The organism is Streptomyces sp. NPDC031274 (assembly GCF_055570235.1).
This window is the reverse complement of record NZ_JBVIHP010000053.1, coordinates 1-22,876: the sequence shown is the minus strand read 5'-3', so window position 1 is coordinate 22,876 and position 22,876 is coordinate 1. Positions and strand designations below refer to the sequence as shown.

Genomic DNA, 22,876 nt, shown 5'->3' with positions numbered 1-22,876 from the left:
CCCCCCCCCCCCCCCCCCCCCCCCCCCCCCCCCCCCCCCCCCCCCCCCCCCCCCCCCCCCCCCCCCCCCCCCCCCCCCCCCCCCCCCCCCGCTGCTGGGGGAAGCACCTGCGCGATGTACAACGACGGGGGATCGCGTCAGGCGCTGCGGGGGGTGGCTGTGATGGCTCTTGTAGTGCTCGAACTCTGCTGTTCCTGCTGCTCGCCGGGCCGGCCGGGGTCACCGACCAGCTGGTGGTCACGCCGGTCGAGATTGACGAAGACCATCCCGTACCGAATGGCACACCGCACGGGCTGTGGGGCGCCCCGCGGCTTGCGGAGGCACCGGTAGGCCCGGATCTCCTCCTCGTCGTCACGGGTGACGACTACCGGCTCACCGAGAAGCGTGACCATCAAGGAGTCGCCTGCGTGGGGTATCGCGGTGGCGAGATCGATGAAGTGCCAACCGGATCGGTAGGCGGTGGCCATTTCTCGGCGGAATGTGCGGTCATCCGGGGGAGTACTCATGACGCGACACCCTCGGCCCCAGGCAGGACATTCCAGGAGACATCCCCCATGGCAGCCTGCGTGGCAACACCCTTCCCCGAGGCACCCCCTGAGGAGTTCCAGGAAACGTCACCCGCAGTTGCAAGGGTGAACGCCGCAGCAGCGACGGTCATGACTAGCGCCGAGCGAAGCATTCTCGTGAACATCGTCAGCTTCGTCCTCACTTGGTAGGTCCTATCCCCCGGCTCCAGGAAGACGATGTCTCAATCCAGCACGTCGAGGCCACAGGATCGATGCATCATGTTCCTGTACGTACAGGACCCTGGGGGGTGGAGAATTGCTCACAACAAGCACGAAACCGACACATCCCCACCCCATTACTGAGCTGTGCGATGAGGGGGCGCGCCTCTACGCAAGCGCTCTGAGTGCAGGACGAATCGCCCGGGCCGAGATAGAACCAGCACCTTGCCTGGTCGAATATGCGTTGTTGCACCCCGATCCGGATGACGCAAATTGGCTCCGGCCGGTCCCGCCGTCCGCCATACTCGCGCAGCGCCTCCACCCCATCGAGCGCGAGATCCGGGACCGAAGAAAGCTCACCATCGATCTAACCGATGTGTTTGAGCCTTTCATGAACATCAGCTCACAGCCGTCGGTGGCCACACACGCGATCACGGTCCTCGAGGGTTTGGCGAGTATCAACGCCACCCTGGACGCAGCGACGGCCGCCTGCCGGGACGAAATACTCACCATCCAGCCCGGCGGCGTCCGCGGCGGCGACATGCTCTCCCAGTCCCTCGCACGCGTCCGAGAACCCCTCGACCGCGGCGTGCGCATGCGAACGCTCTACCAGCACACGGTGCGCCACGGTCCTGGCGTCTTCGCCTACCTGGAGCAGCTCGACCCCCGCCAGATCCAGGTCAGGACGCTGGAAGAACTCATCGACCGAATGATCATCTTCGACCGGTCGACAGCAGTCATCCCCGCCCGTCGTGACCGGCAGGTAGCGCTGGAACTCCGCCATCCAGGCCTCGTCGAGTACCTCGTCTCCGTGTTCGACCAGTTCTGGCAACAGGCGACACCTCTGCGCGAGGAAACCCCGTACAGCCCGGCTCACAACGGCATAACCGGCGTTCAACGCACGATCGCCAAGCTCCTCATCGATGGCCACGTCGACGAGGCGATCGCCCGCCGACTCGGCATGAACGTCCGCACCTGCCGCGCCCACATCGCCAAGATCGCCGCCGCCCTGGGCAGCGGCAGCCGCGCTCAACTCGGCTACCTGATTGCCCAGTCCAGGATCTTGGACACGGAACACTGAACTCGACCAGGGAGCGAGCGGAACGCGATGACGGAGGCCCATGCGCACGAGGCCGACGAACTGTGCGCGGCAGGCTCGGCCCTGTATGCCCAGGCCCTGAGTGAGGGCCGCGTCCGCATCGAGCGGGCCGAGCCGACACCCTGCCTGATCGACTTCGGCCTCCTGCACCCCGACGCCGACGACATGCGGTGGCTACGCCCCACGGCGCCCGCTGTCGCCCTCCCCCGCCTGCTCCGCACCATCGAGGACGGCATCGCACGTCAACGGCGTCGCGGAACCGAACTGGCGGAGCTGTTCGAGCCGTTGATGACACTCGCCTCCGGCCCTGCCGAAACTGCGGCCGCACCGGACGACGCGGCGCCCGCCATCACCGTCCTCATGGGCCTCCCCCGGATCAACGCGGCCATAGACCAAGCGGTGGACGACTCCTCCGAGGAAGTGCTCATGGTCCAGCCAGGTGGGGCACGCCCCGCCTCGACGCTGGTTGAAACCCTGCCCCGCGAGCAGGAGCTCCTCTCCCGCGGCGCTCGGCTTCGCACCCTTTACCAGCACACGACCCGGCACTCCCTGCCGGTACTCGCCCACTACGAACAGTTGGCCGGCGACGTCGAAGTGCGCACGCTGGACGAAGTCACCGAACGCCTCTTCATCTTCGACCGGACCGTGGCCTTCATCCCGGCGAGCAAGGACCGCAGTCTGGCCCTCGAACTTCGCCACCCTGCCGTGGTCGACTACCTCGCCACCACCTTCGACCGCCTGTGGCGCCTGGCCGACCCCATGTGGCCCCAGTCCGTCCCCCAGCCCTCGGAGAATGGGATAACTGCCCGCCAACGCGCCATCGCCGGACTTCTCATCGAAGGCCATACCGATTCCGAAATCGCCGCCCGCCTGGGTATGAACGTGCGTACCGCGCGGGTACACATCGCCAAGCTCGCCGCCACCGTAGGCAGTCGCAGCCGGGCCCAACTCGGTTTCCGCCTGGGGCAATCAGGCCTCCTCGATCAGGAACGCTAGGGGATAGCACTTCAACCAAGCGGCGGCGAGGGCAATATGACCACGGGCCACTACTCACACGAACCCCATGAACTGTGCGGGGCGGGCATGGACGCGTATGCCCGTGCCCTACGCGAAGGCCGTATCAACTCCCAGGACGTCGACGGCGCTCCCTGCCTTGTCGAATTCGGCCTCCTGCGCCCCGACGCCGACAACACGCTATGGCTATACCCCGTTCCACCTTCCGTCGTCCTCCCGCAGCTGCTCCTGAGGGTCGAGGAAGGCATCGCCCATCAGCGTCACCGCCAAGCGCAGTTGGCTCGCGAATTCGACCGGGTGATCTCGGTGGCCCCCAACCCGGCTCTCTCAACCGACGATTCCGGAGTCGCCGTACTGAAGGGGTTCCCACGCATTGACGAAGCCATCGACCAAACGACAGCAGCCACCACTGATGAGATCCGCATCATCCAACCAGGCGGTCAGAGGCTGCCCGGTCATCTGGCCGACTCGCGACCGGTTGAACAGAGGTTCCTCCAGCGAGGCGGTCGGATACGCACGCTCTATCAACACACGACACGCCACTCGCTGGCGACATTGGCCCACTACGAGAGGCTGAGGGGCAACGTCGAGGTACGCACTCTGGACGAACTTCCCGAGCGTCTCTTCGTCTTCGACCAGCGCGTGGCAATGATCCCCACACGGGAGGCTCTGGACGTAGCCATACAACTGCGCCATCCCGCGCTTGTGGCTCATCTCGCCGCAGGCTTTGAACTCCTCTGGCGCAGGGCGACTCCCATGTACCCAGCCCCTGCTCCCCTGCCCACGCCCGCGCGGGACGGCATCACCACCCGCCAGCGGGCCATCGCCACTCTCCTCACCGAGGGTCTGACGGACACTGAGATCGCCACCCGCCTAGGCATGAACGTTCGCACCACCCGGGCCCACATCGCCAAACTCTCGGCCACTCTCGACAGCCGCAGTCGAGCACAACTCGGCTACCTCATAAGCCGGGCCGGACTTCTGGGCCCAGAAGCCCGAACCAGCGGGAACGCTCAACAGTACCCATAAACGGCCACCTTCATCCCTTTCGTCCCCGCCTCAGCGAGCTGCAATACAACAAGATGACGCTGGTGGATCTGGCTGGGCCTCGCCCTGCTGTCCGCCGATGTACTGGGGCAGCAACTCGGCTGGGCCATCCCGCTGACTTCGGTCCTCTTTCTGGTCTGGTACCCCGGCAACTGGTGGGATTGGACGTCCAACCCGGCCACCGACGTTTTCAGCTGGGCTGTTGCCGCCATTGCTCTGGGTCTCGGTGTCACCGCGACCGCAGCAACTCCCTGGCGGAGGAAGGCCTTCCTCCATAGAGCTCGTTGACAACGCCTCAGGACAGCGCCCCTTACCGGGTCGGCCGCGCACTCGTCGTCGCGCCGATGGCGAATCCATGGGTAATACAATTATCCCGAGTTCGTCAGGGGCGTGTAACAGGGCTCTGTGATCTTTGAACCACTGGCCACCGGTGTGATCACATAACAAATGCCCGGGTAACCCCCGGAGCTCACCAGTACTTTGCGCGGCCGGAACCCTCGGCCGTGCCAGGTGCGAGACGTACCGCCTGCGTCGTCCTCCCCAGCCGCATGTCACGTGTCACCGCGGCCCCGGGGTGGTGTGACGGAATCGCGTGGTGTTCCCGCGTCCGTCCTCAAGCAGCGGCCGTGCGCCTCGCGGCGCGCGTCCCCCCACGAAAGTGAGAGAAAAATGCGCAAGACCCTCAAGAAGGCCGCAGTTGTCGGCGCCACTGTCCTGGCGTTCTCCGGTATCGCCGCCGGAGCGGCTCAGGCCGCGCCGGCCGTGCGACAGGGCGCGGACATCATCGGAACCGGCAGCCTCGACGACTGCACGGCCCGCGGCAAGGACATGAAGGCCAAGGGCGAAATCGTGGACTGGGCCTGCATGGTGGGCTCCAAGGACAACACCTACGAGCTGACCCCCTTCTACGCCAACTAATTCTCCGCAGCCCATGCCCGGCCCTCTTCAGCGAGGGCCGACGGCCCTTCCATGAGTCCCCGCGGTCGCCACCCCCTCGGCGCCGCGCCTCCATGGCCGGGCCCCTCCAGCTCCCCCGGCGGAACGCGTCCGCCGGGGGAGCTGTCGGTTTCGCCCTGTTCACCGGATGCGGTGAGGGCGGAACGCTTCCCCTGACCCGGCCTCCCCCAGCTCGAACCAGACTCCCTTCGCATACCGCCCCGCCCTCTCGTCCGCGACCCCCCACGCGTCGGCGAGTTCCGCGACCAGGGCGAGCCCTCTCCCCCAGCAGGCGGCCACCCCGGCGGCGGGGTGCGTCACGACGGGCGGGTCCTGGCTCTCGTCGAAGACGGTTACCCGCAGGCGGGTGAGGGTCAGGAAGACGCGGACCATCGCGGAGCCCTTGGTGTGCAGGTGCACGTTCGTGATGAGTTCCGAGGTGCAGAGAGTCGCTGGCATGACCAGAGCGTCGCGGTCGAGGGTGCGCAGGACCGTGCCTACGAAGTCCCGGCAGACCTTGGGGGAGGTCGCGTCCCCCGGGGTGAACAAGCTGTAGTCGTAGACCAGTTGAGCTGCGCGGTGTGCGGTGCGGGGTCGGTCGGTGGGCATGACGGTTGCTCCCGTCGGGAGGGGTGGCGAGGGGGGTGGTGCGCGCCCCTTGCCGGGCGATGGCGTTGCCCACGTACGCCCGGGGGCGGTGGGTGCCTTTCGGCTTGCGGGCAGGGGGAACTGAATGATTCCGGTGAGTGACTGCTGCGATACTTACCGTAGAGACTCAGGGTTACCACGTGCAACCTATTCGCCAGAATCAATGGACCCCGCAGCTCAGGCGGGGCACACTGACGCCAACCCGTGGAAAGAGGACTCACGTTGGCACTCCGCACAAGCACCACCGAGCGACAGCGCCGCCTAGGCGCAGAGTTGCGGAAGATGCGGGAGCAGGCTTGCTACTCCGTAACGGAGGGAGGCGAGTTCATCGGCATGGGGCGGGCCCATCTGGGTCACGTCGAAGCCGGGCGCACGGCCATTCCCTCGGACAAGCTACGGACTCTTTGCCACTCATACGGGTGCACACGGGAACCTCTTGTCGAAGCGCTGGTCTCCATGGGCGAAGAGAGCGGCAAAGGCTGGTGGACCGAATATCGCCAGGTCCTCGATCAACCCGTACTGGACCTGGCAGAGCTGGAGGCGGCTGCGGATGCTCTGTCTTCGTACGAATCACTGTTCATCCCCGGCGTTCTCCAGATCGCCGAGTACACGCGCTCGATCTTCAGCTCCAGCCAGAGTGAACGCTCCACGAGCGAACTCGATCGTGCGGTCCAGTTCCGAATGGAACGGCAGAAGATCCTCACCCGAGAACGTCCTCCGGCTCTGCACGCGGTGATCCACGAGGCCGCGCTGCATGTGCGATTCGGCGGCGCGGCAGTGATGCGCAAGCAGTTGCTGCACCTGATCCGCATGGCCGAACTGCCCCATGTGACCATCCAGGTGCTGCCGTTCACGGCAGAGGGCCTGTCCGCCTTCAGTACCCCGTTCCTGCTGGTCGGATCCCACGGGGCCGCACTGAAGACCGTCCTCGTCGAGACTCCGGCATCCTCGCTCTACGTGCACGAGCGCGAGGCGGTGGACAAGTACACGGCACGGTTCGCCCGCCTCTCCACCACAGCCCTGCCGCCTCTGGACGCGAGAGTGCCCGCGTCCGCACACGATTCACGCGACTCCCTGAGTCTGATCCAGCACCTGTTCTACAGCCTCCAGGAGATCTGAGATGCCCCAACTCGACTGGCAGAAGTCAACGTTCAGCGAGGACCAAGCGAACTGCCTCTACATAGCCACCGCCCCCGACGGAACGATCCACCTACACGAGAGCGAATCCCCAACGACAACCCTGACAACAACCCCCACCCAACTATCCGCACTCCTAAAATCCCTCACCCACCGGACCAACCCCCCGCGAGTCGGCTAGCCGCTGCAAGAAAGTCCCAACCCCCGCCCGCGTTCCCGCACGTCAGCGCGGTGAGCCAGCAGCAGCGCGTGGGACTTTTCTGCAACCGCCCTAAGCCGCCCACGAACGCAGCAGCCCCTCCCGCTCCCCCGCCCGGGGCGAACCGCCCTCCCGCGCCCGGCCCCACTCCGCCATCGCCGCCAGCGTCGTGCGCAGGGTCGCCTCGCCCTCCGTCATGCGGGACAGGAGCGTCAGCGACAGGTCGTGCTCCGCCTGGGAGTAGCCCGTCGCCGCGGCCACGTACGCCGTCAGTTCCGTCAGCTCCGTCAGCTCCGTCTGCTCTGAGCCCGCCGCCCTCCTCGTGAGCCGTACCGTCATCGCCGGGGCGTCGTCCGAGCCGCCCAGGCCCACCGTGAGGGCCATGTCCACCAGTACGCCCACCTGCCGCTTCAGCGACTTCACGGGGGCGTCCTCGACCGTCAGGGCGCGCACCTCGTCCCAAGGGTAGAACGCCGCCTGCTTGTCGCCGAGGGCCACGATGCCCTCCGGTGTCAGGCGCACCCCCGCCGCCAGGCCCGACGGCTTCGCGCCCACGTACACGTCGCCCTCGGCGATCCAGAAAAGGCCCACCATGGCCATCGTCGGTCCAACTCCCCCGGTACGGAACGTAGAACAGCGGGGGGGGGGGGGGGGGGGGGGGGGGGCTTCCCCCGCCCCCCCCCCCCCCCCCCCCCACCCTCCCCTCCCTCCTCCCCCCCCCCCCTCTTCTTGCTTCCCCCCCCCCGCGGGGGGGGGGCGGGCACGCCCGGCCGCGCCGCCCGCCCCCCCCCCCCCCCCCCCCCCCCCCCGCCACATTACTAAGAGCTTCGCTGAGCTACTGCTCCGACGATCTCTTCGGCCGCCACACCACCAACGCGCTCGCCTGCTGCACGTCCTGGTAGGGCACCAGGTCCCGTCGGTACGACGCGTGGACCGCCGCCTCGCGCTGCTGCATCGCGGTGGCCGCGCCCTCCACGGCGCTCGCCAGCTCGACCACCCTCGCCTGCAGCGCCGCGACCTGGTTCTCCAGCTCGATGATGCGCTTGATGCCGGCGAGGTTGATGCCCTCTTCCTGCGACAACTGCTGCACCGTGCGCAGCAGTTCGATGTCACGGGCCGAGTAACGTCGGCCGCGGCCCGCGGTGCGGTCCGGGGAGACCAGGCCCAGGCGGTCGTACTGGCGCAGGGTCTGCGGGTGGAGGCCGCTCAGCTGGGCGGCCACCGAGATGACGTAGACCGGCGTCTCGTCGGTCAGCTGGTAGGGATTTCGACGACGGCCGTCCATCTCATGCTCCCTTCGCGGCCTGGAACAGTTCTGCCCGCGGATCGTCGTCCGCAGTCGCCTCGCGGTAGGACTCCAGGGCTTCCTTCGCCGCGTCGGACAGGGATGTCGGAACCGACACCTCCACCGTCACCAGCAGATCGCCCCGCGAACCGTCCTTGCGGACCGCGCCCTTGCCCCGCGCCCGCATCGTACGACCGTTGGGGGTGCCCGGAGGGAGCTTCAGGGTGACCGGCGGGCCGCCCAGTGTGGGGACCTTCACCTCGCCGCCCAGTGCCGCCTCGGCGAACGTCACCGGCACCGTCACCGTCAGGTTGTCGCCCTTGCGGCCGAAGACCTTGTGGGAGTCGACGTGCACGACCACGTACAGGTCGCCCGCCGGGCCGCCCCGTTCACCGGGACCGCCCTTGCCACGGAGCCGGATGCGCTGGCCGTCGCTGACACCCGCGGGGATACGCACCTGCATCGTGCGCGACGACTTCGCCCTGCCCGAGCCCTTGCAGACCTCGCACGGGTCCTGGGCGATGAGCCCACGTCCCTTGCAGTCCACGCAGGGGTCCGTGAGGGAGAAACCGCCGCCGCCTCCCCGCGTGACCTGGCCCGTGCCGACGCAGGTCGGGCACACGCGCGGTGTGCCGTTCTTGTCGCCGGTGCCGGAACAGGCCTTGCAGGGAGCCTGCGACGACATCCGCAGCGGGACCGTGGCCCCGTCCACCGCCTCCGTGAAGCTCAGCGTGACCTCGGACTCGATGTCCTGGCCGCGCCGGGGCTGCGTACGCGTGCCCGCGCCGCCCGCGCCCGTGCCGCCTCGGTTGAACAGGCCCCCGAAGACGTCACCCAGACCGCCCCCGAAGCCACCCGCGCCGCCGGCACCGCCCGCTCCACCGCCACCCGGGGCGCCGCCTCCGAAGAGGTCGCCCAGGTCGAAGTTGAACGAGCCTCCGGTGCCGCCGCCTCCGGGACCGGCCCTGAAGCCGCCGTTGCCGAAGAGAGCACGCGCTTCGTCGTACTCCTTGCGCTTCTTGGGGTCCCCGAGGACGTCGTTCGCCTCGGAGATCTCCTTGAAGCGCTCCTCGGCCTTCACGTTGCCCGTGTTGGCGTCCGGGTGGTTCTCGCGGGCGAGTTTCCGGTACGCCTTCTTGATCTCGGCTTCGGTGGCGTCCTTGGGGACGCCGAGGACCTTGTAGTAGTCCTTCTCGATGAAGTCCTTGGTGCTCATCCCCGACGTCCCTCCTCTCGCTTCACAACAACTCCGATACGTCAGCCCTCGTCCGGGCCGCCACCGGTCTCCTTGTCCTCCGCCGCGTCGGCGGAGTCCGTGGAAGCAGCGGTCTCGGCCTCGCCCTTGACCGTCTGCGCGCCCGGCTGCGGTTCGGCCACGGCCACCCGCGCGGGGCGGATGGTGCGCTCACCGATGCGGTACCCGGGCTGCAGGATCGCGACGCACGTCGTCTCGGTGACGTCGGGCGCGTACGAGTGCATCAGGGCCTCGTGGATCGTCGGGTCGAAGGGCTCGCCCTCCTTGCCGAACTGCTGGAGGCCCATCTTGGCGACGACCGTCTCAAGGGACTCCGCCACCGACTTGAACCCGCCGACCAGCTCGCCGTGCTCACGGGCGCGGCCGATGTCGTCGAGGCTCGGCAGGAGCTCGCCCAGGAGGTTCGCCGCGGCGATCTCCTTGACCGTCACCTTGTCCCGCTCCACACGACGGCGGTAGTTCTGATACTCCGCCTGCAGCCGCTGGAGGTCCGCCGTGCGCTCGCCGAGCGCCGTACGCACCTGGTCGAGCTGCGCGGTCAGGCCCACGTCCTGAGCTGTCGTACTGCTTGCTGCGTCCCCGGCCGGGGCCGCCGGGCCCTCCTCGGTGGAGGGCTCGGCGGCCAGCGACGCGGCGTCATCGGGGGTGGCGCCGGAGGGGACGTCGGGCTTCTCGGCGTTGTCGCCGAAGCCCGGAGTCTCCTCGGTCATGCGGCGCCGCCCTTCGCGTCGTTCGGCTTCTCGTCGTCGACGATCTCGGCGTCGACCACGTCGTCGTCCTTGTCCTTGGACATGTTCGGGGCCTCGGCGCCCTCGGCACCCGGGGCAGCGCCCTCGCCGCCGGCGGCCTGAGCGTCCGCGTACATGGCCTGGCCCAGCTTCTGGGAGACGGCCGCGACCTTCTCGGTGGCCGTGCGGATCTCCGCCGTGTCCTCGCCCTTGAGCTTCTCCTTCAGCTCTTCGACGGCGGACTCGACCTCGGTCTTCACGTCACCGGGGACCTTGTCCGCGTTGTCGGTGAGGAACTTCTCCGTCTGGTAGACGAGCTGCTCGCCCTGGTTGCGGGACTCGGCGGCCTCGCGGCGCTTGTGGTCCTCGTCCGCGTACTGCTCGGCCTCCTGGCGCATGCGGTCGACCTCGTCCTTCGGCAGCGAGGAGCCGCCGGTGACGGTCATCTTCTGCTCCTTGCCGGTGCCGAGGTCCTTGGCCGTCACGTGCATGATGCCGTTGGCGTCGATGTCGAAGGCGACCTCGATCTGCGGGACACCGCGCGGGGCGGGCGGCAGACCGGTGAGCTCGAACATTCCGAGCTTCTTGTTGTACGCCGCGATCTCTCGCTCGCCCTGGTAGACCTGGATCTGGACGGACGGCTGGTTGTCCTCGGCCGTCGTGAAGATCTCGGAGCGCTTGGTCGGGATCGTGGTGTTGCGCTCGATGAGCTTGGTCATGATCCCTCCCTTGGTCTCGATACCGAGGGACAGCGGGGTGACGTCGAGGAGCAGGACGTCCTTGACCTCGCCCTTGAGGACACCGGCCTGGAGGGCGGCGCCGATGGCGACGACCTCGTCCGGGTTCACGCCCTTGTTCGCGTCCTGGCCGCCGGTCAGCTCCTTGACGAGCTCCGCGACGGCGGGCATACGGGTGGAGCCACCGACGAGAACGACGTGGTCGATCTCGGAGAGCTGGATGCCCGCGTCCTTGATGACGTTGTTGAACGGGTTCTTGCACCGCTCAAGCAGGTCGGACGTGAGCTGCTGGAACTGAGAGCGCGTGAGCTTCTCGTCCATGTGCAGCGGGCCCTCGGCGGACGCCGTGATGTACGGCAGGTTGATCGAGGTCTCCGTGGAGGAGGACAGCTCGATCTTGGCCTTCTCGGCCGCCTCGCGCAGGCGCTGGAGCGCCATCTTGTCCTTGGAGAGGTCCACGCCGTGGCCGTTGTTGAACTGCTTGACCAGGTAGTCGACGACGCGCTGGTCCCAGTCGTCACCACCGAGGTGGTTGTCGCCGTTCGTGGCCTTCACCTCGACGACGCCGTCGCCGATCTCCAGGAGGGACACGTCGAAGGTGCCGCCACCGAGGTCGAAGACGAGGATCGTCTGGTCGTCCTTGTCGAGGCCGTACGCCAGAGCGGCGGCCGTCGGCTCGTTGACGATGCGCAGGACGTTCAGGCCCGCGATCTCGCCGGCCTCCTTCGTCGCCTGGCGCTCCGAGTCGTTGAAGTACGCGGGGACGGTGATGACCGCGTCGGCCACCTTCTCGCCCAGGTACGACTCGGCGTCGCGCTTCAGCTTCTGCAGGATGAACGCGGAGATCTGCTGGGGGTTGAACCCCTTGTCGTCGATGTCCACCTTCCAGTCAGTGCCCATGTGGCGCTTGACCGAGCGGATGGTCCTGTCGACGTTCGTGACTGCCTGGCGCTTGGCGACCTCGCCTACCAGGACCTCACCGTTCTTCGCGAAGGCGACGACGGACGGCGTGGTCCTGGCGCCCTCGGCGTTGGTGATGACGGTGGGCTCGCCGCCTTCAAGAACGCTGACGACAGAGTTAGTCGTGCCCAGGTCGATGCCGACCGCACGTGCCATTTCGGTTCCTCCAGAGGTACTTCTTGAGTGGATCTGACTCAAGGATGCATGGTCGCTGCGCTTGCGTCAACAGATGTGAGTCTAGGGGGCTCAACTCTTATCCCGCCCTTACGCGCAACTAGGTCCCCTGGCTGGAACCACGCCCTTGGCCTGCGGGCCGAATGTGGCTGGTCGCGCAGTTCCCCGCGCCCCTTTGGGGCGCCATGCGCGGCAAGGGTTGCCTGAGCGACGCAGATCACCGCCTCGCTGGCTACAGTGCGGCTGAGTAAGTGGGTAGTCTCAGACGGACTGCATAAGTTACCGCTTAGTAATAGTTCGCCTCGCAGGCCCGAGGAGCCCCCAAATGCAACTCGCCGCGATCATCGTGTCGCTGGTCCTAATCGCGGTCGGCGTCGCGCTGTTCGGCCGTGCCATCGTGCAGATCGTCCAGTACATGCGGCTCGGTCAGCCCGTACCCGCCGGGACCCGCACCGATCAGCCCGTGCAGCGCACCGTCACCGTGGCCAAGGAGTTCCTCGGCCACACCCGCATGAACCGCTGGGGCGTCGTCGGCGTCGCGCACTGGTTCGTGGCGGTGGGCTTCCTCTCGCTGCTCCTGACCATCGTCAACGCCATCGGCCAGCTCTTCAAGGCCGACTGGATGCTGCCGATCATCGGCGAGTGGGCCCCGTACAACATGTTCGTCGAGTTCATCGGCACGATGACCATCGTCGGCATCGTGACGCTGATCGTCATCAGGCAGCTGAGCAACCCCGACAAGCCGGGCCGCAAGTCCCGGTTCGCGGGCTCGAAGAAGGGCCAGGCGTACTTCGTCGAGGCCGTCATCCTCATCGTCGGCGTCTGCATCTTCGCGCTGCACGCCCTTGAGGGTGCCCAGCACCACGTGGACAGCTACGAGGCGTCGTTCTTCATCTCGTACCCGTTCGTCTCGTGGTTCGGCGGCATGGACCTCTCCACGCTGCAGAACCTCACGTACTTCTTCGCCATGGTGAAGATCGCGACGTCCTTCATCTGGATGATCACCGTCGCGCTCAACACCAACATGGGCGTCGCCTGGCACCGCTTCCTCGCCTTCCCGAACATCTGGTTCAAGCGCGACGCGGACGGCTCCACGACCCTCGGCGAGCTCCAGCCCATGACGTCCGGCGGCAAGCCGATCGACTGGGAGGACCCGGGCGAGGACGACGTCTTCGGCGTCAGCCAGGTCGAGCAGTTCTCCTGGAAGGGCCTCCTCGACTTCAGTACGTGCACCGAGTGCGGTCGCTGCCAGTCGCAGTGCCCCGCCTGGAACACCGGCAAGCCGCTCTCCCCCAAGCTCCTGATCATGTCGCTGCGCGACCACGCGCACGCCAAGGCCCCGTACCTGCTCGCCGGTGGCGGCAAGGACATGGAGGGCAACGAGAAGGCGACGGAGGAGCAGCTCAAGGACGTTCCGGCCGCCGCTCTCGCCGAGGCCGAGCGCCCCCTCATCGGCACCGCCGAGGAGAACGGCGTCATCGACCCCGACGTCCTGTGGTCCTGCACCAGCTGCGGCGCCTGCGTCGAGCAGTGCCCGGTGGACATCGAGCACATCGACCACATCGTCGACATGCGCCGCTACCAGGTGATGATCGAGAGCGCGTTCCCGTCCGAGGCCGGGACGATGCTCAAGAACCTGGAGAAGAAGGGCAACCCCTGGGGCCTGGCGAAGAAGCAGCGCCTGGAGTGGCTCAAGGAGCTCGACTTCGAGGTGCCGGTCGTCGGCAAGGACATCGAGGACCTCACCGAGGTCGAGTACCTCTACTGGGTCGGCTGCGCGGGCTCCCTGGAGGACCGGGCGAAGAAGACCACCAAGGCCTTCGCCGAGCTGCTCAACATGGCGGGCGTCAAGTTCGCGATCATGGGCGGCGACGAGAAGTGCACCGGTGACTCCGCACGCCGCCTGGGCAACGAGCCGCTGTTCCAGCAGCTCGGCCAGGAGAACGTGGCCATGCTGAACATGGCGTACGGCGAGGACGACGAGGACCCGGCGACCAAGAAGCCGAAGACGGCCAAGAAGATCGTCGCGACCTGCCCGCACTGCCTCAACACGCTCGGCAACGAGTACCCGCAGCTCGGCGGCGACTACGAGGTCATCCACCACACGCAGCTGCTCCAGCACCTCATCGACGAGGGCAAGCTCATCCCGGTGACGCCCGTCGAGGGCCTCATCACCTACCACGACCCGTGCTACCTCGGTCGGCACAACAAGATCTACACGCCGCCGCGCGAGATCATGTCCGCCGTCCCGGGCCTGCGCCAGCAGGAGATGCACCGCCACAAGGAGCGCGGCTTCTGCTGCGGTGCCGGTGGCGCGCGGATGTGGATGGAGGAGCGGATCGGCAAGCGCATCAACACGGAGCGGGTCGACGAGGCGCTCAGCCTCAACCCCGACATCGTGTCGACGGCCTGCCCGTTCTGTCTGGTGATGCTCACCGACTCCGTCAACGGCAAGAAGAACGACGGCAAGGCCCAGGAGTCCCTCCAGGTCGTGGACGTCGCGCAGTTGCTGCTCGAATCCGTGAAGACGCCGGTGGACCCCGCCGGTGAGTCGGAGACCGCGGACGAGCCGGAGCCCGCCCCGGTGAAGTAGTCCGTACGCGGGCCTCGCGCAGGCCTCACGCAGACCGCGTGCAGGCCACGAGCAGGCCAACGAGCAGGCACGCCGCCAGGCGTTCAGGCCGGTTCCGCCCTCAGGGCGGGACCGGCCTTTCCTACTGTGCGGAAGGGGGGCATCATGTGCTGGTTGTTGTCGGTTGGGGCGGTCGGGGCGGGTGATGGGCATGCGGAGTGCCGGAACACATGGCATACGTGGCGTCAGACGGACGCGGCGCGGCGGTGTCGTGGGTACGGCCGCCGTCGTCAGCTGCGCGCTGCTGCTCGCCGGGTGCGGGGGCGGCGACGGCACGGACAAGCCCGACGCCCAAGACCGGCCCGTCAGCATGGCGGGCAAGAGCGCGGCACAGCTGCCCGTACCCCGCGGCAAGGGCAGCAAGGTCGACGACGACTTCAACGGTGACGGCGCCCCCGATCTCGTACTGGACGACCTGGTGCACGAGGGTCACGGCGACGACGCGGGCATCGGCGTCGTCTACGGCGCAAGGACCGGACTGCGGCCGGGCGCACGGCAGTTGCTGAGCGCGCGGGCCAACGGGGCACGCACCAAGGGCGAGTTGCCCGCGTCCTTCGAGTCGGAGGCGTCCTGCGACCTCGACAAGGACGGGTTCACCGATCTGCTCGTCTCCACCGATCCGCCCTACGACGGCCTCGGCCAGCCGCCCGTGCCGCTCCAGATCCTCTTCGGCTCGCCCCAGGGCCTGAAGGGCAAGGCCGTGAAGGTGAAGGTGCCCGCGCAGGCCCGCTTCGGCAACGACTGGGCCGACCAGCCGGTGTGCGGGGACTTCGACGGTGACGGCGCGAACGACCTCGTCCTGCACGCGAGCGGCGCCCGGCTCACGTTCCTGCGCGGCCCGTTCAAACGGAACGGTGCCCCGCGCGCCGCGGGCAAGCCGCTCGCCGCGCCCGGGAACGACCTCGTCACCGGCAAGGCCACGGACGTGGACCGCGACGGCTACGACGACCTCGTCGTCCGCAAGGCGGCGGGCGCGTCCGGCGCCGCGGCCGGCGCCCTCGTCCTGGGCGGCCCGAAGGGCCCCGCCGAGACCGGCGTCCTCTTCCCCTCCGGCACGGACATCGCGTTCGGTCGCTTCGGCAGGGGCAAGGGCATGGACGCGGCCGTCGCGGGCCCGAACGGGGTCGCCCTGCGCTACGACGTGCCCGGCACGCAGCGCGGCACCATGGAGTCGAAGAACGTGGCCGTGGACACCGGCGACTTCGACGGCGACGGCCTGAGCGAGCTGATCCTGAGCGGCGGCGGCAGCGGGGACGGGGGCGGCACCGGCGAGGTGCGGGTCTTCAGGGGACGTACGACGAAGCTCGACACGAACGCGTCGGCGCTCGTGACCCCCTCCGCGAAGGGCACCACGCAGGTCCTCGCCATCGCGGACTTCAACGGCGACAAGCGTGACGACCTGGTCCTTCGGACGTATCGCGGGGACGGCGAGGACACGGTGGGGGTGTACCCGGGAGTGAAGGCCGACCTGATCGCGCGCAAGCCTGAACTGACCTTCTCCACGGCGGAGTTCCTGGCGATGGGGGACGGGGCGTAAGAGCGGGGCTCGGGGCGGAGAGTTGGGGCGGGGCGTGAGGGTGCGGCTCGGGGCGGAGAGTTGGAGCGGGGCGTGAGGGCGCGGCTCGGGGCGGCACCGGGAAGCGGCGTCGGGACGGCCCCTCGGGCCGGAGGGCCGGACCCTCGAGCCGGAGGGCCGGACCCTCGGGCCGCCCGGTGAGGGCAGCAACCCGAACACGCACAAAACCCCCAACTCCCGCCCTGCATACAACCCTTACCCTCCTTCACGGGTCTCCCTGTCGCCAAAACAGGACGTGACGCCAGGGCCAACACGCGGCGAACCGGCGAACCTCCTGCCCGGCACCCCATCGACTGCGGATGTCCGCCAGACATCCCCGCATGCAGCAGGAGACCCACGGAATGCCGAAGCACAAGCGCACTTCCCCGCTCCCCCGATCCAGACGCGGCCGCCTCGTGGCGGCCACGGCGACCGCCGCCGCGCTCACAGGCGGACTCCTCACCCTCACCGGCGGCACGGCGACCGCGGCGCAGCCCACCGCCGCCGTCCAGCCCGACGACGCCGACTTCAACGGCGACGGCGCGGCCGACATCGCCACCTCCGCCCCGCACGCCAACGTGGGCGGCAAGGACAAGGCGGGCCAGGTCGTCGTCACGTACGGCGGCGCCGCGCAGCGCCACGTCACCTACAGCCAGAACAGCGCGGGCGTCCCCGGCACCGCCGAGAAGAGCGACATCTTCGGCGCCGACACCGCGTACGGAGACTTCGACGGCGACGGCTACGACGACCTCGCCGTCGGCGCCGTCGGCGAGGACGTCGGCAGCGACGTGGACGGCGGCACGGTCCAGGTCCTGTGGGGCTCCCCGAGCGGCCTCTCCGGCGGCTCCACGGTCAAGGACCCGCGCCCCACCAAGCACGACCGGTTCGGCGGCCCCCTCCAGGCGGGTGACTTCGACGGCGACGGCAAGGACGACCTCGCCGTCGGCGCGTCGGGCGCCGCCACCATCGACATCCTCGACGGCGGCATCAGGCGCAGCGGCTCCACCGGCGGCCGCTACACCGTGCTCCCGCCCATCCACGGCGGCGAGGACGCGGGCCCCTTCAACCTGCACTCCGGGGACGTCAACGGCGACGGCAAGGACGACCTGCTCGTCAACGGCTTCTCCACCGCCGACGACTACAACGCCAACCTGTGGCTGCCCGGCAGCGCGAACGGCGTCACCACGAGGGGCGTGCAGCGGCTGCCCGCCGGTCACATCACCGACGTCGGCGACACGGACGGCGACGGTTACGGCGACGTCATCATCGGCCTCACCTGGGACGAGGGCATCGACGGCGCCAACAAGGGCGGCACGGTGTACGTCGTCAAGGGCAACGCGAACGGCCCGTACGGCGAAAGCCAGGCCATCACCCAGGACTCGGCGGGCATCCCGGGCGGCGGCGAGAAGGGCGACTACTTCGGCGAGGAGCTCGACCTCGGCGACGTCAACGGCGACGGCCACCTCGACCTGGTCGTGGGCACCCCCGGCGAAAACCTGGACGGAGTCGCCGACGCGGGCTCGGTCACCGTCATCTACGGCGCGTCGGACGGCTCCGGCCTCTCCACCAAGGGCGCCGTCCTGTACAGCCAGAACTCTCCCGGCGTCCCCAACACCAACGAGAAGAACGACTTCTTCGGGTCCGACGTCCACATCGACGACCTGAACGCCGACGGCCGGGGCGACGTCACCGTCGGCGCGTCCGGCGAGAACGGCTCCAACGGCGCGTTCTACGCCCTGGGCGCCCGCCCCGACGGCACCCTCGCGGGCACCTCCGGCGTCTACACGTCCACGGTCGGCATCTCGGCCTCGGGCACACCGCGCCTCGGCACCAACTTCGCCGACTAGCACCGGCGTTCTTTCCCACTCCCGATCTCCCGATCTCCCGATCTCTCGCTCAACCTTTCGGTTGCCGGGCCCGCGTTCTCTCTCGTCGCGGACCCGGCGCTCTCCATCGGAGCTCGCTCCGTCGAAGCTCTCTCCGTCGAAGCTCTCTCCATCGGAGTTCTCTGCTCGCCCCCGCATGCATGTCCCACGGACACACCGATAGGCCAACACACCTGACATCTCGACGAGTTGGAGTCCCCGTGCACACACGCACACTCGCCCTCGCGGCAGCCACCGCCCTGGCCGCGACCGGCCTCACCCTCCCCTTCGCGGCCACCGCGAGCGCCGCACCCGCTGCCGCACCCGCCGCCCCGCGCGCCGCCGCCCCACTCACCGCCGACTTCAACGGCGACGGCTACGACGACCTCTTCGTCGGCGTGCCCAGTGCCACCGTCGGCGGCAAGGCCAAGGCCGGGGCCGTGAGCGTCGTGTTCGGCGCGGAGGGCGGGCCGGGGCCGCACAGCGTGCGGCGCATCACGCAGGCCACCGTCGAGGTGCCCGGCACCCCGGAGGCCGGTGACCGGTTCGGGGGCGCGGTCGTGGCCGCGCATGTGGACGACGACAAGTACGCGGACCTCGTGATCGGCGCGCCCGGCGAGGACATCGACGGCAAGACCGACGCCGGTTCCGTCACCGTCCTGTACGGCACCGGCGACGGCTTCGCCGTGGCCAACACCGCCGCACGCGGTGCCAAGTCGAAGGACGCGTACGGAAACGCCCTGGTCGCCGCCGACTTCACCGGCGACACCGACGTCGATCTCGCGATCGGCGGCAAGGACCAGATCGTCGCCAACTTCAACCCGCTCGCGGCCCGCACCGAGCCCCTCATGTCCGACCGCATGGGCGGGCGCGCCCCCGTCATGACGACCGGCGACTTCGACAACGACGGGCTCGACGACCTCGCCCTCGGCTACTACACGAAGAACCAGCCCTACACCCAGTCCCACATCCGCCTCTACGGCTGGAACAAGGACGAGGGCTCCATGCGCAACTTCTGGAACAACTCCAACGGCGCCGCGAACGCCCTCGCCGCCGGTGACTTCAACGGCGACGGCTACGACGACCTCGCTCTCGGCGACTGCCGCGAGATCGCCGACGAGAACATCGACGACCCGTGCGGTCCGGAGGAGCTCACCAAGGGCGGCGCCATCCACATCCGCTTCGGCGACGCCAACGGCAGCTTCGGCTGGGAGCAGCAGACGTTCAACCAGGACACCGCGGGCATGCCCGGCGTCGCCGAGACGGGTGACGGCTTCGGCGACGCGCTCGCCGTGGCGGACATCGACGCCGACGGCCACGACGACCTGATCGCGGGCGCACCCGGCGAGGCCATCGGCAGCGCGGCCAAGGCAGGCAGCGTCACCGTCCTGAAGGGCGGCGAGATGGGCCTGCTCGACCCGGCGGGCGCGGCGAACGCGGGCACGGTCGCGTACCAGCAGAACTCGCCCGGCATCCCGGGCGGCGCCGAAGCGGGCGACCTCTTCGGCGCGGCGCTGGCCTTCGGCGATCACAACGGCGACGGCGCCCCGGACCTGTCCGTCGGGGCGCCCGGTGAGAACTCCGCCGCGGGCGGCGTCTGGGACCTGCCCGGCGCGAAGGCCGGCGGCTCGGTCGTCACCCCGAACTCCATTGGCCTGCCCGCCTCTTTGGACCCGCCGGCGTACGGAGCGGTGCTCGGCCACTAGCGAACCCGCCCCTCCCTTCGCCCTGGCCGGTCCTGCCGACCCTGGGGAAAACCCCTCAGGGTCCCCCTAAGGGTTGTCACAGGTCAGCGGCAAAGCGCGCTCTCCTCCCGAGGAGGGACGACCCCGGCCCTCCAGACCAGGTACGTTCGATTCGTGGCTGGATTCAGGATCGGACGCGGCCGGGACAACCGCACCCCGCAAGCACGCCCCCAACAACGACCGCGGCAGGAGCCGTACGGACAGCAGGCTCAGGCCCCCCAGGGCCAGCAGCCTCCGTACGGCTACCCTCAGCCGCCCTCCCAGCAGTACGGCGGTCAGCCGCCGTACGGCCAGGGGCAGGGCGGCGGCCGGGGCGGGTACGGCGGGCAGCAGTGGCCGCAGGCGGGCGGCAACCACGGCAATCACGGTGAGCCGGAGTACTTCGGCGGCCAGGGCGGCCCGGGACACGGGGGCCAGGGCGGCCAGGGGGGACAAGGCGGCGGCCAGGGCGGCTTCGACCCGTACGCCGCCAACAACCCCGGTCACACCCAGGCCTTCTCCGTAAGTGAGGACCCGTACAACCAGGGCGACACCTACCGCGCGGGCCAGACCGCCCCACCGCCCGTGGGCCCGCGCCTGCACTGGAAGGACCTGCTGCGCGGCATCGTGATGAGCCCGGGGCCGACCTTCCTGCAGATGCGCGACTACGCGATGTGGGCCCCGGCCATCATCGTGACGTTCCTCTACGGCCTGCTCGCGATCTTCGGATTCGACGGCGCCCGCGAGGACGCCATCAGCGCCACCCTCTCGACGGCCGTTCCGTACGTCCTGACGACGGCGGTCGCGATCACGATCAGCGCCTTCATCCTCGGCGTGGTCACCCACTCCCTCGCCCGCCAGCTCGGCGGCGCCGGCGCCTGGCAGCCGACGGTCGGCCTCTCCATGCTGATCATGTCGATCACGGACGCGCCCCGCGTGGTCGTCGCGATGTTCTTCGGCGGCGGCCAGACCTTCGTCCAGCTGCTCGGCTGGGTGACCTGGGTCGCGGCGGGCGCGCTGCTCACGGCGATGGTGAGCAAGTCGCACGACCTGCCGTGGCCGAAGGCACTGGGCGCGGCGTCGATCCAGCTGCTCGCGCTGCTCGCGATCATCAAGCTGGGTACGTTCTAGCCGGATACGTTCTGGCGACGTAGCGAGGTGCGAACAGAGGGCGGGCCCCGGCGGAGTGATCCGCCGGGGCCCGTCCTCTGTTCGCTCAGACCTCAGGCGTCTGTTCGCTCAGACCTCAGGCGTCCAGAACCTGCCCGTCGCGCCGCACCACCGGCGCCTCGACGCTCCACGGGAAGTTGATCCAGTCGTCGGTGCGCTTCCAGACGTACTCGCACTTCACGAGCGACTGCGACTTCTCGTAGATCACCGCGCTGCGCACCTCGGCCACGTGGTCGAGGCAGAAGTCGTGCACGAGCTTCAGCGTCTTGCCGGTGTCGGCGACGTCATCGGCGATGAGCACCTTCTTGTCGGTGAAGTCGATCGCGTTCGGCACGGGCGCCAGCATGACCGGCATCTCCAGGGTCGTGCCGACCCCCGTGTAGAACTCCACGTTCACCAGGTGGATGTTCTTGCAGTCGAGCGCGTACGCGAGCCCGCCCGCGACGAAGACGCCACCGCGGGCGATGGAGATGATGACGTCGGGCCGGTACCCGTCGTCGGCGATGGTCTGCGCGAGCTCGCGCACCGCGCCGCCGAACTTCTCGTACGTAAGGTTCTCGCGCACGTCACTCATGCTGAATGTCACACCTGGGTTCGATGGAAATTGAGGAAGGAACGGGAGGCGGTCGGCCCGCGCTGCCCTTGGTAACGCGATCCGTACCGCTCCGAGCCGTAAGGCTCCTCGGCGGGCGAGGTCAGCCGGAACAGGCACAGTTGCCCGATCTTCATTCCGGGCCACAGCTTGATGGGCAACGTCGCGAGATTCGACAGCTCGAGCGTCACGTGCCCGGAGAAACCGGGGTCGATGAAGCCGGCGGTGGAGTGCGTGACGAGCCCGAGCCGCCCCAGGCTGGACTTCCCCTCGAGCCTGCTGGCGAGGTCATCGGGGAGGCTGATGACCTCGTACGTCGAGGCGAGCACGAACTCACCGGGGTGCAGGATGAACGGCTCGTCGCCCTCGGGCTCGACGAGCCGCGTCAGGTCGGCCTGCTCCACGGAGGGGTCGATGTGTGGGTAGCGGTGATTCTCGAACACCCGGAAGTAGCGGTCGAGCCGCACATCGATGCTTGAGGGCTGCACCATGGATTCGTCGTACGGATCGATCCGTACTCGTCCGGCGTCGATCTCGGCCCGGATGTCCTTGTCTGAGAGAAGCACGCACCGAGGATACGCAGAGCGCGCGGGCCCGCCCCAATCGGACGCCCCGCGCGCGCTACCTGTTGTTCTCTGCTTCTCTGCTTCTCCGCTTTCGCGTTGTCTGCTTTCCCGCTCCCCCGCTACCGCTACCGCTTCTGCGACGCGACCGGCACGGCATGCCGCAATCGGGCGCAGCGTGGACAGCGGATGAGACGGCCGGGTCCGAGCCGGTCGGCCTTCTGCATCGGGAACGAAGCAGTGCTGAACACGTGCCCTTCGGCACATCGGACGACGGTGCGCTCCATCAAGTCCTCGAGTCCCTTCCCCAAAGCCGTAGTTGAGCTCGTAGCTCGCCGCACTCCGCTCGCGAGCGAGCCGACGACGAGAGGCCACATTACGGGACGAATAGGGCGCCCCTCCAGGCGGCACTCCGGCCCTTCACGGTACGCCCCAACTCCCGCACCCCGCTGAGGCATCCACGCCCCGGACAGCACGAAGACCCCGGGGCAAAAGCGCCCGGGGCCTGGGATGAGGTAGAGTGTGCGACGTTACGACACCGCCACAGACGGTGTTTTCGCGGGTGTAGTTTAGTGGTAGAACATCAGCTTCCCAAGCTGAGAGTGCGAGTTCGATTCTCGTCACCCGCTCCAGGAGAAGAAACAGAACCCCCAGGTCATCGACCCGGGGGTTCTTTTGCTGAGCTGACCGCCGCGATCGAACCGTCCTTCAGGAGCCGCACCGGTCGGTTACGGGTCCCCCCCCCATTACCTTCTTCGTAGCCCCGCAATGGGGTTACCGGCCTTCGGAGTTGGCATGACTACCTCCCCTTGTCGAACGGATGGCCTGGGG

Annotated in this window: 20 protein-coding genes, 1 tRNA gene and 1 pseudogene; 13 read left to right on the top strand and 9 right to left on the bottom strand. The window is 68.6% G+C overall.

From position 1 onward, the window contains the following. Positions 1-137 precede the first annotated feature (137 nt). Positions 138-506, bottom strand: coding sequence for a hypothetical protein (locus ACZ5CR_RS42905; protein ID WP_453537089.1), 369 nt, complete (start codon positions 504-506; stop codon positions 138-140). Positions 507-822: 316 nt separating this feature from the next. Here ACZ5CR_RS42905 and ACZ5CR_RS42900 point away from each other — a divergent pair, with 316 nt between their 5' ends. The 4 genes from ACZ5CR_RS42900 (at position 823) to ACZ5CR_RS42885 (ending at position 4,803) form a co-directional block, all read left to right on the top strand. After that, a complete protein-coding gene (locus ACZ5CR_RS42900; RefSeq protein ID WP_468868455.1) occupies positions 823-1,806 on the top strand; it encodes a helix-turn-helix transcriptional regulator in 984 nt (327 codons plus the stop codon). Positions 1,807-1,833: 27 nt separating this feature from the next. Then, a complete protein-coding gene (locus tag ACZ5CR_RS42895) occupies positions 1,834-2,820 on the top strand; it encodes a helix-turn-helix transcriptional regulator (RefSeq protein ID WP_468868450.1) in 987 nt (328 codons plus the stop codon). An 87-nt stretch (positions 2,821-2,907) separates the two neighbouring features. Further along, positions 2,908-3,867 (top strand): LuxR C-terminal-related transcriptional regulator, encoded by a 960-nt coding sequence (locus ACZ5CR_RS42890; RefSeq protein WP_468868448.1) that lies wholly within the window; start codon positions 2,908-2,910, stop codon positions 3,865-3,867. A gap of 687 nt (positions 3,868-4,554) precedes the next feature. Continuing rightward, positions 4,555-4,803, top strand: a complete 249-nt coding sequence (locus ACZ5CR_RS42885) for a hypothetical protein (protein ID WP_468868443.1) — start codon at positions 4,555-4,557, stop codon at positions 4,801-4,803. Positions 4,804-4,962: 159 nt separating this feature from the next. Here ACZ5CR_RS42885 and ACZ5CR_RS42880 read toward each other — a convergent pair whose 3' ends face one another. After that, positions 4,963-5,430, bottom strand: a complete 468-nt coding sequence (locus ACZ5CR_RS42880; protein ID WP_468868440.1) for an ATP-binding protein — start codon at positions 5,428-5,430, stop codon at positions 4,963-4,965. A 321-nt stretch (positions 5,431-5,751) separates the two neighbouring features. On the opposite strand from ACZ5CR_RS42880, the pseudogene ACZ5CR_RS42875 reads away from it, so the two are divergent. From ACZ5CR_RS42875 to ACZ5CR_RS42865, 3 genes and pseudogenes are all read left to right on the top strand, one after another. Beyond that, a pseudogene (locus ACZ5CR_RS42875) lies at positions 5,752-5,844 on the top strand (XRE family transcriptional regulator); the annotation flags it as partial. An 81-nt stretch (positions 5,845-5,925) separates the two neighbouring features. Continuing rightward, positions 5,926-6,588 (top strand): DUF5753 domain-containing protein, encoded by a 663-nt coding sequence (locus ACZ5CR_RS42870; protein WP_468868462.1) that lies wholly within the window; start codon positions 5,926-5,928, stop codon positions 6,586-6,588. Between the two features lies 1 nt (position 6,589). Further along, a complete protein-coding gene (locus ACZ5CR_RS42865; RefSeq protein ID WP_468868435.1) occupies positions 6,590-6,787 on the top strand; it encodes a DUF397 domain-containing protein in 198 nt (65 codons plus the stop codon). Between the two features lie 90 nt (positions 6,788-6,877). Here the strand turns inward: ACZ5CR_RS42865 and ACZ5CR_RS42860 are convergent, their stop codons facing one another. The 5 genes from ACZ5CR_RS42860 to dnaK form a co-directional block, all read right to left on the bottom strand. After that, positions 6,878-7,405, bottom strand: a complete 528-nt coding sequence (locus tag ACZ5CR_RS42860; RefSeq protein WP_468868433.1) for a hypothetical protein — start codon at positions 7,403-7,405, stop codon at positions 6,878-6,880. Positions 7,406-7,640: 235 nt separating this feature from the next. Further along, positions 7,641-8,090, bottom strand: a complete 450-nt coding sequence (locus tag ACZ5CR_RS42855) for a heat shock protein transcriptional repressor HspR (protein ID WP_468868430.1) — start codon at positions 8,088-8,090, stop codon at positions 7,641-7,643. A gap of 1 nt (position 8,091) precedes the next feature. After that, positions 8,092-9,306, bottom strand: coding sequence for a molecular chaperone DnaJ (gene dnaJ, locus ACZ5CR_RS42850; protein ID WP_468868427.1), 1,215 nt, complete (start codon positions 9,304-9,306; stop codon positions 8,092-8,094). A 41-nt stretch (positions 9,307-9,347) separates the two neighbouring features. After that, positions 9,348-10,055, bottom strand: coding sequence for a nucleotide exchange factor GrpE (gene grpE, locus ACZ5CR_RS42845; protein WP_468868424.1), 708 nt, complete (start codon positions 10,053-10,055; stop codon positions 9,348-9,350). Further along, positions 10,052-11,926: a molecular chaperone DnaK gene (gene dnaK / locus ACZ5CR_RS42840; RefSeq protein ID WP_468868420.1), complete on the bottom strand. Its 1,875-nt coding sequence runs from the start codon at positions 11,924-11,926 to the stop codon at positions 10,052-10,054. Before dnaK ends, grpE begins: the two co-directional genes overlap by 4 nt. A 343-nt stretch (positions 11,927-12,269) precedes the next feature. Between dnaK and ACZ5CR_RS42835 the strand changes: the two genes are divergently transcribed. The 5 genes from ACZ5CR_RS42835 (at position 12,270) to ACZ5CR_RS42815 (ending at position 20,851) form a co-directional block, all read left to right on the top strand. Next, entirely contained in the window at positions 12,270-14,537 is a 2,268-nt protein-coding gene (locus ACZ5CR_RS42835) for a (Fe-S)-binding protein (protein ID WP_468868418.1), read from the top strand. Between the two features lie 190 nt (positions 14,538-14,727). Beyond that, positions 14,728-16,113 carry an FG-GAP repeat domain-containing protein gene (locus tag ACZ5CR_RS42830; RefSeq protein WP_468868416.1) on the top strand — a complete coding sequence of 462 codons (1,386 nt, stop codon included), beginning with the start codon at positions 14,728-14,730 and terminating at the stop codon, positions 16,111-16,113. Between the two features lie 380 nt (positions 16,114-16,493). Continuing rightward, positions 16,494-17,978, top strand: a complete 1,485-nt coding sequence (locus ACZ5CR_RS42825; protein WP_468868411.1) for an FG-GAP repeat protein — start codon at positions 16,494-16,496, stop codon at positions 17,976-17,978. Between the two features lie 239 nt (positions 17,979-18,217). Beyond that, positions 18,218-19,702, top strand: coding sequence for an FG-GAP-like repeat-containing protein (locus ACZ5CR_RS42820; protein ID WP_468868409.1), 1,485 nt, complete (start codon positions 18,218-18,220; stop codon positions 19,700-19,702). A 153-nt stretch (positions 19,703-19,855) separates the two neighbouring features. Next, positions 19,856-20,851 (top strand): Yip1 family protein, encoded by a 996-nt coding sequence (locus ACZ5CR_RS42815; RefSeq protein ID WP_468868405.1) that lies wholly within the window; start codon positions 19,856-19,858, stop codon positions 20,849-20,851. A gap of 115 nt (positions 20,852-20,966) precedes the next feature. On the opposite strand, the gene ACZ5CR_RS42810 is transcribed toward ACZ5CR_RS42815, so the two are convergent. After that, the gene (locus ACZ5CR_RS42810) at positions 20,967-21,464 is read right to left on the bottom strand and encodes a phosphoribosyltransferase (protein WP_468868401.1); all 498 of its coding nucleotides are present in this window, start codon (positions 21,462-21,464) and stop codon (positions 20,967-20,969) included. A gap of 8 nt (positions 21,465-21,472) precedes the next feature. After that, a complete protein-coding gene (gene dcd, locus ACZ5CR_RS42805; RefSeq protein WP_468868398.1) occupies positions 21,473-22,048 on the bottom strand; it encodes a dCTP deaminase in 576 nt (191 codons plus the stop codon). 555 nt (positions 22,049-22,603) lie between these two features. On the opposite strand from dcd, the gene ACZ5CR_RS42800 reads away from it, so the two are divergent. After that, positions 22,604-22,677 (top strand) — tRNA-Gly (locus tag ACZ5CR_RS42800). Positions 22,678-22,876 lie beyond the last annotated feature (199 nt).